Origin of the sequence: Polaribacter pacificus (assembly GCF_038024035.1) — a bacterium.
Taxonomy (GTDB): domain Bacteria; phylum Bacteroidota; class Bacteroidia; order Flavobacteriales; family Flavobacteriaceae; genus Polaribacter; species Polaribacter pacificus.
In genome coordinates this window covers 718670-734233 of the sequence record NZ_CP150664.1, presented here as the reverse complement: position 1 = coordinate 734233, position 15564 = coordinate 718670, and the positions used below count along the sequence as shown (strand labels likewise).

The 15564-nt window shown below is 33.8% G+C and carries 16 protein-coding genes; 8 read left to right on the top strand and 8 right to left on the bottom strand.

What is annotated here, in order from left to right:
• Positions 1 to 8: 8 nt before the first annotated feature.
• The 5 genes from WHC90_RS03310 to WHC90_RS03290 form a co-directional block, all read right to left on the bottom strand.
• The gene (locus WHC90_RS03310) at positions 9 to 557 is read right to left on the bottom strand and encodes an RNA polymerase sigma factor (protein WP_188599421.1); all 549 of its coding nucleotides are present in this window, start codon (positions 555 to 557) and stop codon (positions 9 to 11) included.
• A gap of 146 nt (positions 558 to 703) precedes the next feature.
• Positions 704 to 1636 (bottom strand): peptidylprolyl isomerase, encoded by a 933-nt coding sequence (locus WHC90_RS03305; RefSeq protein WP_188599422.1) that lies wholly within the window; start codon positions 1634 to 1636, stop codon positions 704 to 706.
• Between the two features lie 56 nt (positions 1637 to 1692).
• Positions 1693 to 3309, bottom strand: a complete 1617-nt coding sequence (locus WHC90_RS03300) for a hypothetical protein (protein WP_229664947.1) — start codon at positions 3307 to 3309, stop codon at positions 1693 to 1695.
• Between the two features lie 6 nt (positions 3310 to 3315).
• Positions 3316 to 4905, bottom strand: coding sequence for a peptide chain release factor 3 (locus tag WHC90_RS03295; protein ID WP_188599423.1), 1590 nt, complete (start codon positions 4903 to 4905; stop codon positions 3316 to 3318).
• Between the two features lie 44 nt (positions 4906 to 4949).
• Entirely contained in the window at positions 4950 to 5654 is a 705-nt protein-coding gene (locus WHC90_RS03290; protein WP_188599424.1) for a peptidylprolyl isomerase, read from the bottom strand.
• A 132-nt stretch (positions 5655 to 5786) separates the two neighbouring features.
• On the opposite strand from WHC90_RS03290, the gene idi reads away from it, so the two are divergent.
• Complete coding sequence (gene idi, locus WHC90_RS03285) at positions 5787 to 6311, top strand: isopentenyl-diphosphate Delta-isomerase (RefSeq protein WP_188599425.1); 525 nt, start codon at positions 5787 to 5789, stop codon at positions 6309 to 6311.
• A 101-nt stretch (positions 6312 to 6412) separates the two neighbouring features.
• Positions 6413 to 6826, top strand: a complete 414-nt coding sequence (locus WHC90_RS03280) for a 6-pyruvoyl trahydropterin synthase family protein (protein ID WP_188599426.1) — start codon at positions 6413 to 6415, stop codon at positions 6824 to 6826.
• A 2-nt stretch (positions 6827 to 6828) separates the two neighbouring features.
• Here the strand turns inward: WHC90_RS03280 and WHC90_RS03275 are convergent, their stop codons facing one another.
• Entirely contained in the window at positions 6829 to 7398 is a 570-nt protein-coding gene (locus WHC90_RS03275) for a peptidylprolyl isomerase (protein WP_188599427.1), read from the bottom strand.
• A gap of 17 nt (positions 7399 to 7415) precedes the next feature.
• Entirely contained in the window at positions 7416 to 9233 is a 1818-nt protein-coding gene (locus tag WHC90_RS03270) for a two pore domain potassium channel family protein (protein ID WP_188599428.1), read from the bottom strand.
• Between the two features lie 162 nt (positions 9234 to 9395).
• Between WHC90_RS03270 and WHC90_RS03265 the strand changes: the two genes are divergently transcribed.
• Positions 9396 to 10376 carry a type I phosphomannose isomerase catalytic subunit gene (locus tag WHC90_RS03265; protein ID WP_188599429.1) on the top strand — a complete coding sequence of 327 codons (981 nt, stop codon included), beginning with the start codon at positions 9396 to 9398 and terminating at the stop codon, positions 10374 to 10376.
• A 39-nt stretch (positions 10377 to 10415) separates the two neighbouring features.
• On the opposite strand, the gene WHC90_RS03260 is transcribed toward WHC90_RS03265, so the two are convergent.
• A complete protein-coding gene (locus tag WHC90_RS03260; RefSeq protein WP_188599430.1) occupies positions 10416 to 10766 on the bottom strand; it encodes a hypothetical protein in 351 nt (116 codons plus the stop codon).
• A gap of 506 nt (positions 10767 to 11272) precedes the next feature.
• On the opposite strand from WHC90_RS03260, the gene WHC90_RS03255 reads away from it, so the two are divergent.
• From WHC90_RS03255 to WHC90_RS03235, 5 genes are all read left to right on the top strand, one after another.
• On the top strand, positions 11273 to 12466 hold the full coding sequence (locus WHC90_RS03255) for a DegT/DnrJ/EryC1/StrS family aminotransferase (protein ID WP_188599431.1): 1194 nt from the start codon (positions 11273 to 11275) through the stop codon (positions 12464 to 12466).
• Positions 12467 to 12544: 78 nt separating this feature from the next.
• Positions 12545 to 13276 (top strand): 3-deoxy-manno-octulosonate cytidylyltransferase, encoded by a 732-nt coding sequence (gene kdsB, locus WHC90_RS03250; protein WP_188599432.1) that lies wholly within the window; start codon positions 12545 to 12547, stop codon positions 13274 to 13276.
• A 47-nt stretch (positions 13277 to 13323) separates the two neighbouring features.
• On the top strand, positions 13324 to 14016 hold the full coding sequence (locus WHC90_RS03245; protein ID WP_188599433.1) for an HAD family hydrolase: 693 nt from the start codon (positions 13324 to 13326) through the stop codon (positions 14014 to 14016).
• A 38-nt stretch (positions 14017 to 14054) separates the two neighbouring features.
• Entirely contained in the window at positions 14055 to 15137 is a 1083-nt protein-coding gene (locus WHC90_RS03240; RefSeq protein ID WP_188599434.1) for an iron-containing alcohol dehydrogenase family protein, read from the top strand.
• A gap of 61 nt (positions 15138 to 15198) precedes the next feature.
• Entirely contained in the window at positions 15199 to 15465 is a 267-nt protein-coding gene (locus WHC90_RS03235) for a hypothetical protein (RefSeq protein WP_188599435.1), read from the top strand.
• The last annotated feature ends 99 nt before the right edge of the window (positions 15466 to 15564 follow it).

Here is a 15564-nt window from a genome sequence, read left to right as displayed (position 1 = left end):
GTTTTATTTTATGCTGTCTCTAAAACAAGCATTTGCTTTAATTTTTTCTTTGCCCTAGAAATTGTTGTTCTGACGTTTTCATTGGTATAATTTAATAGCTCAGCGATTTCTTCATAATCAAAGCCTTCAATTAAATGTAAGGTTAATACCACACGATAGTTGTCTTTTAGAGATTTTAAAGTCTCTAGAACTCTTTTAGTATCCAAGCCTGCATAATTAACGGCTTCTTCAGTTTCCGTTTGCGCTTCGTATACCACTTCTAGTTTCACTTCGTTATACTTGTTATTTTTTTTTAATTGGGTTAAACTTTTATTAATTACAATCCTTTTTAACCAAGCTCCAAAAGCTACTTCGCCTTTAAAGCTTTCCAGTTTTGTAAAAGCCGTTAAAAAAGCTTCTTGCATCATGTCTTCTGCCTCAAACTCATCTTTAAGTATTCTTAAAGAGGTGTTGTACATGGCTTTGTAATACAATTTGTAAATCTGCATTTGTGCAGAAGTATTGCCTTGCAAACATTGCTTTAGTAAAGAGTTGATATGTTGATTTGAATCTTCCAATGAAACGTTTCTATACTATAGACAGTTGGTTTTTTAAACTGTGACACTTTTGTCAATTAAAAATACATTTTTTTTGCTGGACCTTAGAACTAAATAAAAAAAGCTCGGAATATCCGAGCTTTAAATAGTGTTCATTTTAATATTGATTAGCCAACTTTCATTAGCTCTACATCAAAAATTAAAGTAGCGTTTGGAGGTATAACTCCACCAGCTCCGGCTTCTCCATAAGCTAAGTGTGAAGGTATAACCATACGAGCTTTATCTCCAACCTGAAGTAATTGAATTCCTTCATCCCAACCAGCAATTACCTGACCAACACCAACAGCAAAATCAATAGGTTCCTTGCGTTTGTATGATGAATCAAAAACGGTTCCATCAATCAATTGTCCTTTGTAATGTACAGAAACCATATCGCCTTTGTTTGCTTTTTTACCAGTTCCTTTTTGAAGAATTTGATAACGCAATCCACTAGCAGTTTCATCATAACCTTTAGCAACTTGGTCTAATAATTCTCTTTGTTTAGCTAGTTGTTCAGCTTCGCGTTTTGCTCTTGAACCTTCAAAAGTTCTAAAAGCTTCAACCGCATTAAATGCTTCAGCTTCTTCGCCAACTCTAAGAATTTCTATTGAATCTAAAGTGTCACCTTGTTCAACAGCATCTACAATATCTTGTCCTTCTATTACAGTTCCAAAAACAGTGTGTTTGTTATCTAACCATGGAGTAGGGACGTGTGTAATATAAAATTGACTTCCGTTAGTTGCTGGTCCAGAATTTGCCATCGCTAACTTTCCTGGAGCATCGTGTCTTAAATCTGGATGAAATTCATCATCAAATTTATAACCAGGGTTTCCAGTACCTGTTCCTTGAGGACAACCTCCTTGGATCATAAAGTCTGAAATTACTCGATGAAATTTTAATCCATTATAGTATGGAGTTCCTTGAGGTTTTACTTCATTTTCTAAGTTTCCTTCAGCCAAAGCTACAAAGTTCCCAACTGTTCCAGGAGTTTTGTCATAAGCCAACTCTACAAGAATAGCACCTTTGGTTGTATTGAATTTTGCGTAGATTCCGTTATTCATTTTTATAGTATTTAATCATTAGTAATTATAGGGTACTGAAACGGGTTCAGTTAAATTTATTTTTTTGAACTTAAACTGGCAAAGCCAAAGCTTAATCCAATGTTAACAGTCGTAGAATTAACAGCTCCACTCATGGCAATCATTTTACCTGCTGAACTGTTAATAGATATGACATCATTGAGCGCATAACTTAAACCTAGTGTTGGCTTTAAAATGATCCCTTCACCAGTATCGACACCTGCGCCTCCAGCAGCTCCAATTAAACCTTCTAGCTGTACTCTTAATTTGTTTTTTAAAAATGCAGGACTATAAACACCTAATCCTACCAGTCCTTGTGCATAACCTCCTGATTTTCCTGCATATGCAAATCCAACTTCTCCAATCAAATAAAAACTTTTGTTTAAAGCGTAATTGGCTTGCAAAGCTAATAATTCTAATCGTACCGGATCACTATCGGTTTTAGCTACATCAAAATAACTCTGATTTTGTAGCGCAATACGCATCCCTTGAGTTCTAAATTCCTTGAAATTATCTGTTCCTCCGCTATCTGCTATATATTTAACACCAAATCCAAAGGTATATGCCTCTAAATCTCCAGCAATAGCTCTATAATAACCAAGGTGTGAGCTTAGTGAAAGGTGGTTTGTAAATTGATAATCCAAACCAGCGCTTGGGTAGATCATCAATCCACCCTCTGGAGCCACACGACCACCAGCTGCACCTAAACCAAGTTTTGTAAACAATTTTAACGTGTTTGTCTGATAAGGATAATAGCCTGCACCAAAAAACAAATCCATAAATCCAGCTCTTAGACCTTTATATATGGCATCTGTATGAACAAAAACAAAACTGTTATCGCTAATAAATTTTTGATATTCAAAACCCAGGACATATAAAGTCTCTGTTAGAGGTTCCTGATTGTTTGCATTATCCTTTCTCGAATTCCCAAAAGGTTTGAAAAAATCAAAACGAACCTGTTGAACGTTTTTTACGGCTGGTTTTTTCCAAAAGTGATCTTTTGAAAAGTCTGTTGCGATAAACTTTTTGTGTGACTCCTTGTAATTAGTAAACCTTAAAACACTTGGAATCTCTACAAAAATTGAGACACTATTACTCTTAACTTGTCCTGTATAAAAATTTACATAACTGTATTGTACTCCTATGTTGTATTTTTTTTGTTGGTAAGACAAGCCCATATTTGTGTTGATAAAAGCCCCATCATTGATTAAATAACGGTAACCACCACCACCACCAAAATGAAAATTGGCATCGACAAATAAATTCTTATAAATTCTTTTACGAGCTCCCATGGTAAGACCTAGGGTAAAAAGACCTCCTTGATCACCAGTAATAGCGGCATGCATACCAACGCCACCATACAGCCAATCATTAATAGAAATTAGGTATTGCAAGCCAAAGGTTCCCATAGTCGGTTTAAGATTAGGATCAAAAGCCGTAGGCATGCTCACAGGTATATAATTTAAACGAACAGTACTTTTTAAAGTGTTTCCTTCTAAATTAGAGATGCTATTTTGTGAAAATAATGTAAAAGAGAAAAGAAATAAGCAAAGAGTAAAAACAACTGATTTGTAGGTAAATAACAGTCTTTTAAAAAAAGATTGGTGCGTTTTTATAGCTATAAAGTTTTGGTTTTCTCCTTGTCGATTTGTCATTCTTAATTATTTGTATTCACTAACAAAGTGTAATTTTACAGTAGGATATTTGCTTTGAGTCATTTGAATGGTAAAGGCAGAATCGGCTAAAAACACAAGTTTTCCTTGTTTGTCTTTTGCCAAATATCGCTGTTTTACACGTTTAAACTCTTTAAACTCTTCATTTTTAGGGTCTTCGGCTTCTACCCAGCAAGCTTTGTGAACTTGAAGGTTTTCATAGGTACATTTAGCGCCATACTCATGTTCTAATCGGTATTGAATAACCTCGTATTGCAGAGCTCCAACGGTACCGATTACTTTTCTACCATTCATGTCTAGGGTAAACAACTGTGCGACACCTTCATCCATTAATTGATCCAATCCTTTGTACAATTGTTTGGCTTTCATTGGGTCTGCATTATTGACATAACGGAAATGCTCAGGAGAAAAACTTGGAATCCCTTTAAAGTTTAAAATTTCACCTTCTGTTAGGGTATCACCAATTTTAAAATTACCTGTATCGTGTATTCCAACAATGTCACCAGGATAGGATTCATCAACGATTTCTTTTTTCTCAGCAAAGAATGCGTTTGGGCTTGAGAATTTTACCTTTTTACCGTTTCTAACGTGTAAATACGGAGAATTTCTTCTAAACACGCCTGAAACTATTTTTATAAAGGCAAGACGATCTCTGTGTTTTGGATCCATGTTGGCATGAATTTTAAACACAAAACCAGTCATTGTTTTCTCTTTTGAGTCTACTAAGCGTTCTTCTGCTTTTTTAGGCTGTGGAGTAGGGGCTATTTCTATAAACGCATCTAATAGTTCTTTGACACCAAAATTGTTCAATGCAGATCCAAAAAAGACAGGCTGTAATTTTCCTTCTAAATATTCTTGATGATTAAACTTAGGATATACTTCATCAATCAGTTCTAGCTCTTCACGCAAGGTGTCTGCAGCTTTTTCACCGACTATTTTATCCAACTCTGGGTTAGAAACATCATCAAACTGAACACCATCAGAAATGGTTGTTTTAGCATCCCCAGAAAAAAGATTCAATTTCTTTCCCCAGATATTATAAATCCCTTTAAAGTCATAACCCATTCCAATAGGAAAGCTCATTGGTGTAACTCTTAGTCCAAGTTTTTGCTCAACTTCATCCAGTAAATCAAAAGCGTCTTTTCCTTCTCTATCCAATTTGTTGATAAATACCAACATGGGGATATTTCTCATTCGACAAACCTCCACCAATTTTTCTGTTTGCTCTTCAACACCCTTTGCTACATCAATAACAACAATAACGCTGTCAACGGCAGTAAGAGTTCTAAAAGTATCCTCAGCAAAATCTTTATGTCCAGGGGTGTCTAATATGTTTATTTTTTTGTCTTTGTAAATAAAAGCAAGTACAGAAGTTGCAACAGAGATTCCACGTTGACGTTCGATCTCCATAAAATCAGAAGTAGCTCCTTTTTTTATTTTGTTATTTTTAACGGCACCAGCTTCTTGAATTGCACCTCCAAATAAAAGTAACTTTTCAGTAAGTGTTGTTTTACCTGCATCAGGATGCGATATAATACCAAATGTTCTTCTACGTTCTATCTCTTTTAAAAAACTCATTGACAAATTTTGAGCTGCAAATATACTGCTTAACTAGAGAATTATCAATCTAAAACTTCAACTTTCATATCGATGTCAATAAGTGGCCATTCATCAGGACCAACTTCTACTTGAGCAATTTTGTCAAGTGCAGAAAAACCAGAAACGACTTCACCAAAAACGGTGTGTTCATTGTTTAAATGATGAGCTCCTTTTTTACTTTGAACGATGTAAAATTCAAAAGGACTAGATAGTTTGTTTGGATTGTTCTCATAGTCCCTTGCAGCAGCTAGAGCACCGTATTTGTGCTTTCTATTGCTTCTAAACTCTGGCTCCATTAAATAATTATCATATTTATTTCGTTGCGCCTGGGTATAACTTTCATCAGAGTTTCCTCCTTGAATAACAAAGCCTTTAGCAATGCGGTAAAAAACTGTTGTATTAAAATAATTTATTTTACTTAAAAAGATAAAACTGGCTCTATGTATAGGTGTGTCATTATATAAACGCAATTTAATCTCGCCAAACTTTGTGCTAATAAGTACATTCGTTTCTTTGTTTTGTTTTCCGTATTCAGTAAAAAAAGCAGCAACGTTATTTCTGTTTAAACTGTCCCATTTTTTTTGAATACTTTCTGGTTTTTTGATTTCTTTTTTTTGAATTTTTTCAGTTTTGATAATAGGCTGATGTTTAGGCTCCTCTTGGCATCCCATCAAAAGAAACATAAAGCTTAAAATTGATATTACTGGTTTTAGTTTTATGAACTGCATGTTTTAGGTCTGTAAATTTGATGCTATAAAGATACTGCAAGTATCTAGTTTGTTCTAAAACTTTGGCTTTAATTTGATTTTTTTAAATGAAAAGGCTTTAGGAATTGAAGCTTAAATTAGTACATTTGTCTCATGACGGAAGAACAAGTTATTTTAGTAGATACACTCGATAATCAGATTGGTTTGATGCCAAAAATGGAGGCACATGAAAAAGCCTTATTGCATCGTGCCTTTTCGGTATTCACTTTTAATGATAAAGGAGAGTTGTTATTGCAACAAAGAGCTGCTGATAAGTACCACTCGCCACTTTTATGGACAAATACCTGTTGTTCGCATCAAAGAGACGGAGAAGGTTCTTTAGAGGCTGGAAGACGCAGATTGCAAGAAGAAATGGGTTTTTCTTGTGACCTAGAAGAAGTGTTTTGGTTTATTTATAAGGCTCCTTTTGACAATGGTTTAACAGAACATGAATTAGATCATGTAATGGTTGGGAAACACAACGAAGACCCTGTGATTAATCCAGAAGAAGTTGCTGATTTTAAATGGATGACTTTAGCAGCTGTAAAAGAAGAAATGACAGCTAAACCAGAAATTTATACTGCTTGGTTTAGGATTATTTTTAACGAGTATTATCAACGAATTGTTGAAAGAACCTAGTTGAAACACGAAAAGACCCAACCTAGAAATCTTTTAAGATTTTTAAGAATTTCATAGTGTATGGGCGTATTTTTAGATAATTTAAAACTCATAACTGAACCATGCCTATAGTAACTGCACACAGAAAAGCACATTTTAACGCTGCACATAGACTCTTTAACCCAGAGTGGAGTGATGAGAAAAATGCAGCTGTTTTTGGAAAATGTAGTAATCCAAATTTTCATGGACACAACTATGAGTTGATTGTTTCTGTAACCGGTGAGATAGATCCAACTACAGGTTTTGTCATGGATTTATCTATTTTAAGAGAGTTGATCAAAACAGAAATAGAAGATGCTTTTGATCACAAAAACTTAAATGTAGAAGTTCCAGAGTTTAAGTCCTTAAATCCAACAGTAGAAAATATTTCAGTAGTTATTTATAATAAGTTACGCGCAAAAATTAGAACTTCATTAGCAGTAGCTGTTACCTTGTATGAAACGCCGAGAAATTATGTAACCTATTCAGGTGAGTAAATTTAGTTTACTCTTTTAATAGATTTAATTATTACAGGTTTTAATAACTGTTGGTTTCTATTTTCTCCAGATTGAATTTTACGAACGATATCCATTCCTTTGGTCACTTTTCCGAAAGCAGCAAAACCAAATCCATCTGGATTTCTCTTGCCTGCAAAATCTAAAGCAGGTTGCGGATTGATACAAATAAAGAAATTATTGGTTGCTGTATTTGGGCCACTTCTCGCCATTGACAGTGTTCCGTCTTCATGTAATATTCCCGTCTCTTGAGTGGTTTCGATTTTAATAGGAGGGAAGCTTTTATCATTTCCCTGGATTCCCCCTTGAATAACCTCGATTTTCACCTCCCTTTTAGCTTCATTTTCTGGTGTTGTAACTCTAAAAAAAGAAGAGTCTGTGTATAAACCTCCATCTACATATCTTAAAAAGTTAGCGACTGTAATAGGTGCCTTATCAGGATATAAAGCTACTATGATAGTGCCTTCTGTGGTTTCAATTTTGCAGTCAATGCTGTTGTCGCAGCTTAGTAAGCTAAAAGCAAAAACAAGAAGTAAAAATAACTTAGATTTCATAAAAGGTTGATTTAAATTTAGTTTAAAAGTTGAGAAATTAAAGATACAGAGAAAATGGTTAACATAAACCAACCTATAAACCCTTGTACAACTGCTAAATACCTTGGGATTCCTTTGATTGGTATTTCTCCAAAACCAAGTGTGGTAAAGGTGTTAATAGATAAGGTTAGGGCGTTTAAAAACTTAATTATCAGGTCAATAAAAATTAAACCCAACATCCAGCTACCAATAACAAAGCTGGTTATTAGCTTTCTTCTTTTTGGTAAATCAACCCAACGACCTTTTAAAATATCAGTATGGCGTAAAACTTTACCCGTCATTTTATAATTGTATGATGAAAAATAATATATAGGTTTTGTCAGCCAAAGAAAAAACCAAGGTACTTCCTTTTTACTACTGTGCATATAATCTCTAAACTCGGTATACGACATGACATCGTATTGTTTTTCTTCTTCGTAAATCTCTCTAATTCCTTCGTTTTGTCTAAAGTATTTGGTAAAGAAGCGCAAACGATTCATCAGTTTGTTTTTCTTGCCAGATTCCCAATTATTAGGGAATAACATATAAACAAGAGCAAAGATAAATATGACATATAAAGAGAAGATGATCGATAAGGAAGGGTTGGTGCCATAACCAGAGAATACTTTTAAAAACTGATTTATTTTCCAAGTAAAAAACGAACTAAAAGTTGGATCTTTCTCGTACAAATAAGCATAGCGTTTGGTCTCTAAATTCTTAAATTCTACATAAACCTGATTTGCATAATCAGAGTCGTGCTGGGTTTTGTAAAAATCATAAAATTGCCCTAGCAATTGCATTTCAAATTTATACGAGTTTTCGTATTCAAATTTGTATTTGTTTTTATAGTTGTTAAAAACAGAATCGGTATAATACAAGTCGTAATAATCCAAGCTGTTGTCTTTGTCTACTAAGCTCTTTAGGTATAGGTCAAAACCACCATTTGAGACCACTTTGTTTTTCCATTGTTTCCAGCGATAGGTGTGACTAATACTAAACGCGTCAATTCGCAATAACAGTTCTTTGTTAAAAATATTTTCTTCAACCAAATATACTTGAGCATTGTTTAAGGAAGCTTTTGCAAAATCGACTCTAAAATCGCCAAAATCATTTCTATAAACACTCAAAAACATTGACGTATCTACATGGAGATTCAAGAAACCGTTTCCTATAAAAAGGTTCTCATCAAAATGCATCTCTTTAATATTGCTTGTTGAAACTTCATTTTCGGTTCTAATTTCATCAGATATAAATGTGTTGTAAAACATCTTAAAAGAGATAGGAGAATAGTTATCTATATCTCCGACACTTAAAATTATATCATTGTAAAAAGTGGTATTGTAAAATCCAATAGTAGCGTCATAGTCTAGGTATTTTTTATCCAATTCAATTATCAGATTGTTGTCTAAAACCTGAGTGTCAATATCTAAGAAACCTTTAAAAACACAGTTAAAAAACAATATAGAGGTGGTTTCAGTGATAATCACATCTTTATTAAAAACAATTAAGGGTAGTCCAATAGGGAAGCCCAATTCATTATTATTATGTTCAAAATGAACATTCTCCAGTTCTATCACTTTATCAATAAAAATAGTATCGTTTGATTTAAATTGAAATGTTCCATCAATTATTTCATAGGTAAATGCACTGTCGTTTTCTGCGTAATAAATAAAAGCATCTTGTAGTTTAAAGACAGAATCTTTTTCTGCTTTGATTAAATTAAAAAATTCTGTGTGAGAGTACTCTTTGAGTTTTGCATCTTGACTATATCCAATAAAAAAGATGAATATGAATACTAGTGTGAGAAGTTTTTTCATAGAAAAAGTTTGCGCATAAAATCACAAACAATTTTTTGTTTTTAATAATTTTATAGGCTTGGTTATAAGTTGATTGTCATCTCAAAGTTAATTAAAATTTATTTGAAAGCTAAGAATAAAAATTTGCCTTATTTTTGTAAATCAAATACCCGTATCATTTTTATGAAAATTAATCAGTTTTTAAAATTTACACCTATCTTAAAAGAGAAAATTTGGGGGGGTGAAAAATTGAAAACCCAACTCGGTAAAAAGCTAACCGCTTCAAATGTAGGCGAAAGCTGGGAGATTTCTACTGTAGAAGATGCTGTTTCTATTGTAGAAAATGGTGCTTTAGCAGGTGAGAGTTTAAATAATTTAATCGGACTATATAAAGAAGAGCTCCTAGGGAAGTCAGTTTATGCTACTTTTGGTACTCAGTTCCCATTGTTGATTAAGTTTATAGATGCAAAAGAAGCTTTGAGTATACAAGTGCATCCAAATGACTTATTAGCCAAAGAAAGACATCAATCTTTTGGTAAAACAGAAATGTGGTATGTTGTTCAGGCAGATGCTGATGCAAATCTTATTGTTGGTTTTAAAGAAGATGAAAGTCCTTCTAGTTATTTAAAACATTTAGAAGAGCATCGTTTAACAGAAATACTAAATATAGATAAGGTCGTTAAAGGAGATGTTTATTTTATTCCTACTGGTAGAGTCCATGCCATTGGGGCAGGAGTATTGTTGGCAGAGATTCAGCAAACATCAGATATTACCTATCGAATTTATGATTGGGATCGTAAAGATAGTGAGGGAAACTCTAGAGAATTGCATTTAAACGCTGCTCTAGACGCTATTGATTACAGCTCACAAGAATCTTATAAAACAGATTATCTTAAAGAAGAAAACACAGCCACTAAGGTTATTTCATGCCCTTATTTTACAACAAATTTTTTGCCAATCAGTCAAAGGTTAGAGCTAGATCATAGCGATTTAGATTCATTTGTTATTTATATGTGTGTAGCTGGTAAAGTGCGTTTAGCGTATCAGGATTGTGAAGCAACTTTACAAATGGGGGAAACCATTTTGGTGCCCGCTTGTATCAAGACTTTAAGTCTAATTCCAGAAGAATTTTCAGAATTGTTAGAAGTTTATTTAACTAACTAAACAGCCCCAACGTATTTATTAGGGCTGTTCAGTTTAACTTTAAGAAGCTTTTTTAAAGACATAGCCTATAGAAGCCTTGCAAATAATATCGTGGTGGTTTTTTTGTTGTTTTAAAACAACAATATCCAACTCTAACTCTGTTTTTGTTAATTTTTTGATGCGATTCTTAACAATCAATTGATCGTCTAAATACGCCTGCTTTAAAAAGTTAAAATCGATGCTCTTTGGGTTCTCAATGAGCATATGTTTATAATTAGAGATGGTTTGGTCGATGGCTAGATCGACTTTGTCAAGTAAGATAGAAGATCGAAGTATTTTCTTCTTGTCTACTTGCTTTTTATGAACTATAAAATGAAGAGGGTTTTGTTGGTGTTGTAAAAATTTAGACATGGCTTTAACTTGTTAAGATGAGTATTGGTTCTGGTTCTGCTGCTGTTGGTAAAAACAAATTTGAAATTTGAATTGACATAGTAAAAATCTGTTGAATCATTGTGATCATTGTTTTCATAAGGTTATTATTTTGGTTAAAAATTGAGATAAAAAAAAGGTGCTTTTTGTTAAAAGCACCTTTTTAATTTATGAGTAAATAAATAATTATTTCTTTCGAGTATTTTTAAAGGTACTTTTTTCTACATAAATGGTCTGCTTCTGCATTTGTTGTTTAGGACAAATCATAAAGACATCACACAAGATCTTTGAAATCAATTGTGCGGTATAATTTAGTATGTAATTTAGTTCTTTCATCTGTTATCAAAAATAACGATTAAATCCTTGATAAAAACCTTTTTAATTAAAATCTTTTGTTAAAGTTTACGGCTAGTAAATCAGCCCGTTTTTCCTTGTCTATATCCAGTATTAATTTTTTATCTTTGGTACTTCATTAAAAACATAAAAGAATGCCAGGATTTGAATTATTTGGAGACGCAGAACGCAAAGAAGTGAATGATGTTTTAGAAAGCGGTGTATTGATGCGTTACGGATTCGATGGAGCCAGAAATGGACATTGGAAAGCAAAAGAACTAGAACAAGAGTTACAAAATAACTTGGGAGTAAACCATGCACAACTAACAAGTAGTGGTACTACTGCTTTAAATGTAGCCTTGGCTGTTTTGGGAGTTGGAGCAGGAGATGAGGTCATTATGCCTACGTTTACTTTTGTAGCAAGTTTTGAATCTATTTTAGCTGCTGGTGCAACCCCTATTTTAGTAGAGATTGATGATACCTTAACCTTAGATCCAAAAGCTGTAGAAGCTGCTATTACGCCAAAGACAAAGGTGGTGATGCCAGTTCATATGTGCGGTTCTATGGCAGATCTAGATGCTCTAAAAGCCATCTGTGACAAACACAATTTAATCTTGTTAGAAGATGCCTGTCAAGCAATTGGAGGTTCTTACAAAGGAAAAAAATTAGGTACCATAGGTGATGCAGGTTGTTTTTCTTTTGATTACGTAAAGACCATTACCTGTGGAGAAGGAGGAGCGATGATTACAAACGATCCAAACTTAGCAGTCAACGCAGATCATTATACAGATCACGGTCACGATCATGTAGGAAATGATCGTGGAGCAGAATCACATCCATTTTTAGGATACAATTTTAGAATTTCTGAATTGAATGCTGCTGTTGGTCTGGCGCAAGTTAGAAGATTGGATAGCTTTGTTGCTACTCAGCGTAAAAACAAAAAAGTATTAAAGGATGCTCTAAGAACAATCCCAGAAGTCACTTTTAGAAGAATTCCTGATGAAGCTGGAGACAGTGCAGGGTTTTTATCTTTCTTTATGGAAACAAAAGAATTGACAGATAAAGTGGTTAAAGCTTTTAAAGAGCACGGTGTAGATGCCTATTGGAATTATTATGAGAACGATTGGCATTATGTGCGTAAATGGAATCATTTAAAAGATCAAGTTTCTTTGTTTCCTTTATCAGATCAAATTGTCAATGGAATGCAAGATTTAAACAACGCTAAATTTCCACAATCAGATGATTTAATTTCAAGAAACATTTCTTGTTTGATTAAATTATCGTGGACAGAAGAGCAAGTTAAAGAAAGAGCGGCCAATATGGTAGCTGCAATAAAATCAGTATTGTAAAGCACAGTTATTCCTTTAGCTTTTGGGGCTTGATTAACAAGTAAGGAATTTTATTATTAAAAATAAAACACAGCAGGAATGAAAATTATTGCAATGATCCCGGCTCGATATGGAGCAACGCGATTCCCAGGAAAACTAATGGCTGATCTAGGCGGAAAGCCCGTGATTGTTAGAACCTATGAGGCCACTGTAAAGACCGCTTTGTTTGATGATGTATATGTGGTGACCGATAGTAAAATCATTAAAAATGAAGTAGAGAGATTTGGTGGTAAAGCCATTATGAGTATCAAAGAGCATGAGTGTGGGTCTGATAGGATTGCAGAAGCTGTAGAGAACCTTGATGTAGACATCGTAGTCAATGTGCAGGGAGATGAGCCTTTTGTAAAAAAAGAGCCCTTAGAAAAGGTTTTAGAGGTTTTTAAAGGAGAAGATGCTGATCAAATTGATTTGGCTTCACTAATGCAAGAGATTACAGACTGGAAAGATATTACAGATCCTAATTATGTTAAAGTCATCGTAGACGAAGCTAATTTTGCATTGTACTTTTCAAGATCTCCGATTCCATATCCACGTGATAAAAATGCAGGAGCTCGATATTTTGAGCATATAGGTGTCTATGCGTTTAGAAAACAAGCTATCTTAGATTTTTATCACCTGCCAATGCGGGCCCTTGAAGCTACAGAAAAAATTGAGTGCATCCGGTACTTAGAGTATGGGAAGAAAATTAAAATGGTTGAAACTGATTTTATGGGGATAGAAATAGATACCCCAGAAGATTTAATCAAAGCTCAAAAATATTTAGAAAATTAAAAACCAGAAACCTCATACAATTGTATGAGGTTTTTTAATTTTAAAGTATGTATAAAAATATAAAAGTAATTGCTTTTGATGCCGATGATACGCTTTGGGTTAATGAAACCTATTTTAGAGAGGCAGAGCAGCAATTTGCCAAACTATTGGCAGCTTACGAGACAGAGAATAAGATTGATCAAGAACTGTTTAAAACCGAAATAAAAAATCTAGCTATCTATGGCTATGGTGTAAAAGGTTTTATGCTTTCTATGGTAGAAAGTGCTTTAGAGTTGTCAAACTATAAAATCAGTCAACAAAAACTTGCTCAGATTTTAGAAATAGGAAAAGAGATGTTAGAAAAGCCCATAGAGCTTTTACCAGGGGTAGAGCAAGTGTTAAAGGCATTGCATGGTAAGTATAAACTTATCGTGGCAACCAAAGGCGATTTGTTAGATCAGGAGCGAAAGTTAAAGAAGTCTGGATTGTTGAAGTACTTTCATCATATAGAAGTAATGAGTGATAAGCAGGTGTCTGATTATGAAAGCCTGGTTAGGCATCAGGATATTGATGCTTCAGAGTTATTGATGGTTGGAAACTCTTTAAAGTCTGATGTGCTGCCTTTGATTCAAATAGGAGCTGCTGCTATACATATCCCTTTTCATACCACTTGGGCTCATGAAGAGGTATCAGAGAACGAGCAACAGGCTGATCAATATAAAACTGTAAAAAAATTAACAGAAATACTCACTTTTCTTTAGATTGATGTATTTTTGTATAGTAATTAAATTGTAAACTAATGAGTTTTAGAAATTTCCCAATGGTTCCTCGCGTCGTTTTTGGTAGAGGATGTTTTAATCAATTAGATGAAATCTTAACACCAAAGCGCAATAGCGATAAAGCACCATTTATATTTATTGTAGATGATGTTTTTAAAGGAAACGATTGGTTAATAAGTAGAATCCCTCTGCATCACAATGATAAAATAATCTATGTCAGTGCAGAAGAAGAGCCTAAAACAAGCTATGTAGATAAATATAGAGATGATTTAGTAGCTGAATTTGATGAAATTCCTTCTGGAATTATCGGAATCGGTGGTGGTACCATGTTGGATTATGCAAAAGCAATTGCTTTGATGTTAACCAACCCAGGAAGTTCTGCTGATTATCAAGGTTGGGATTTGGTAAAGAATCAAGGTGTTTACCATGTTGGGATTCCTACAATTTCTGGTACCGGAGCTGAAGTTTCAAGAACTACAGTTTTAACAGGGCCTGAGCGTAAATTAGGAATGAATTCTGATTATACACCTTTTGATCAAGTGGTATTAGATCCAGAATTGACCAAAGATGTGCCAACCAACCAGTGGTTTTATACTGGGATGGATTGTTATATTCATTGTATAGAATCTTTAACAGGAACTTTCTTGAATGCATTTAGCCAGAGTTACGGAGAGAAGTCTTTAGACTTATGTAGAGAGGTCTATTTAGAAAAAGACCTAAGAGATGAAGATTCACAAGATAAGCTAATGATGGCTTCATGGCATGGAGGAATGAGTATCGCATACTCTCAAGTGGGTGTAGCTCACGCGATGAGTTATGGGTTGTCTTATCTGTTAGGGACCAAACACGGAATTGGAAACTGTATCGTTTTTGATCAATTAGAAGAGTTTTATCCAGAAGGAGTTGCAGAATTTAAGCGAATGGTAGAAAAGCACAATATTGATATTCCTCAAGGATTGTGTAAAGATTTAACCGATGCTGATTTTGATATTATGATCGATGTGTCATTAAGTCTAGTGCCTTTATGGGAAAATGCATTAGGAGCTAATTGGAAAGATACCATTACAAGAGAGAAGTTAAGATCGATGTACGAAAAAATGTAATTGTACTAATTAGGTTTTAAATCAATAATTTATAGTAAATTTGCACCCAAAATAAAAGAATATGGCAAGCATTAAAAATTTAAAAAAAGACATTAACTATACTTTAGGAGATATCATTGAAGAATGTTATGTTGCAGATATGTTGAATCCTCAAAACGATTCTAAAAAAACAGAAGCAATTATTGATGAAGCTATCGAAACATTCGATACTTTAATCGCTCAATTAAACGCAAAAGGAGTTGAGAATAAAAAAGCTCACTACAAAGCGATTAGTTTTGAGTTAGAAAATAAAGCGAACGAATTGGTTGCAAAGATTAACGATTTGTAATTGTGAAAATTATCATAAAAAAGCCCATCTTTAAAAAAGATGGGCTTTTTTTATTTAAATTTATAGTGTAAATACTAAGCAGATGTTTTTATACGTTAC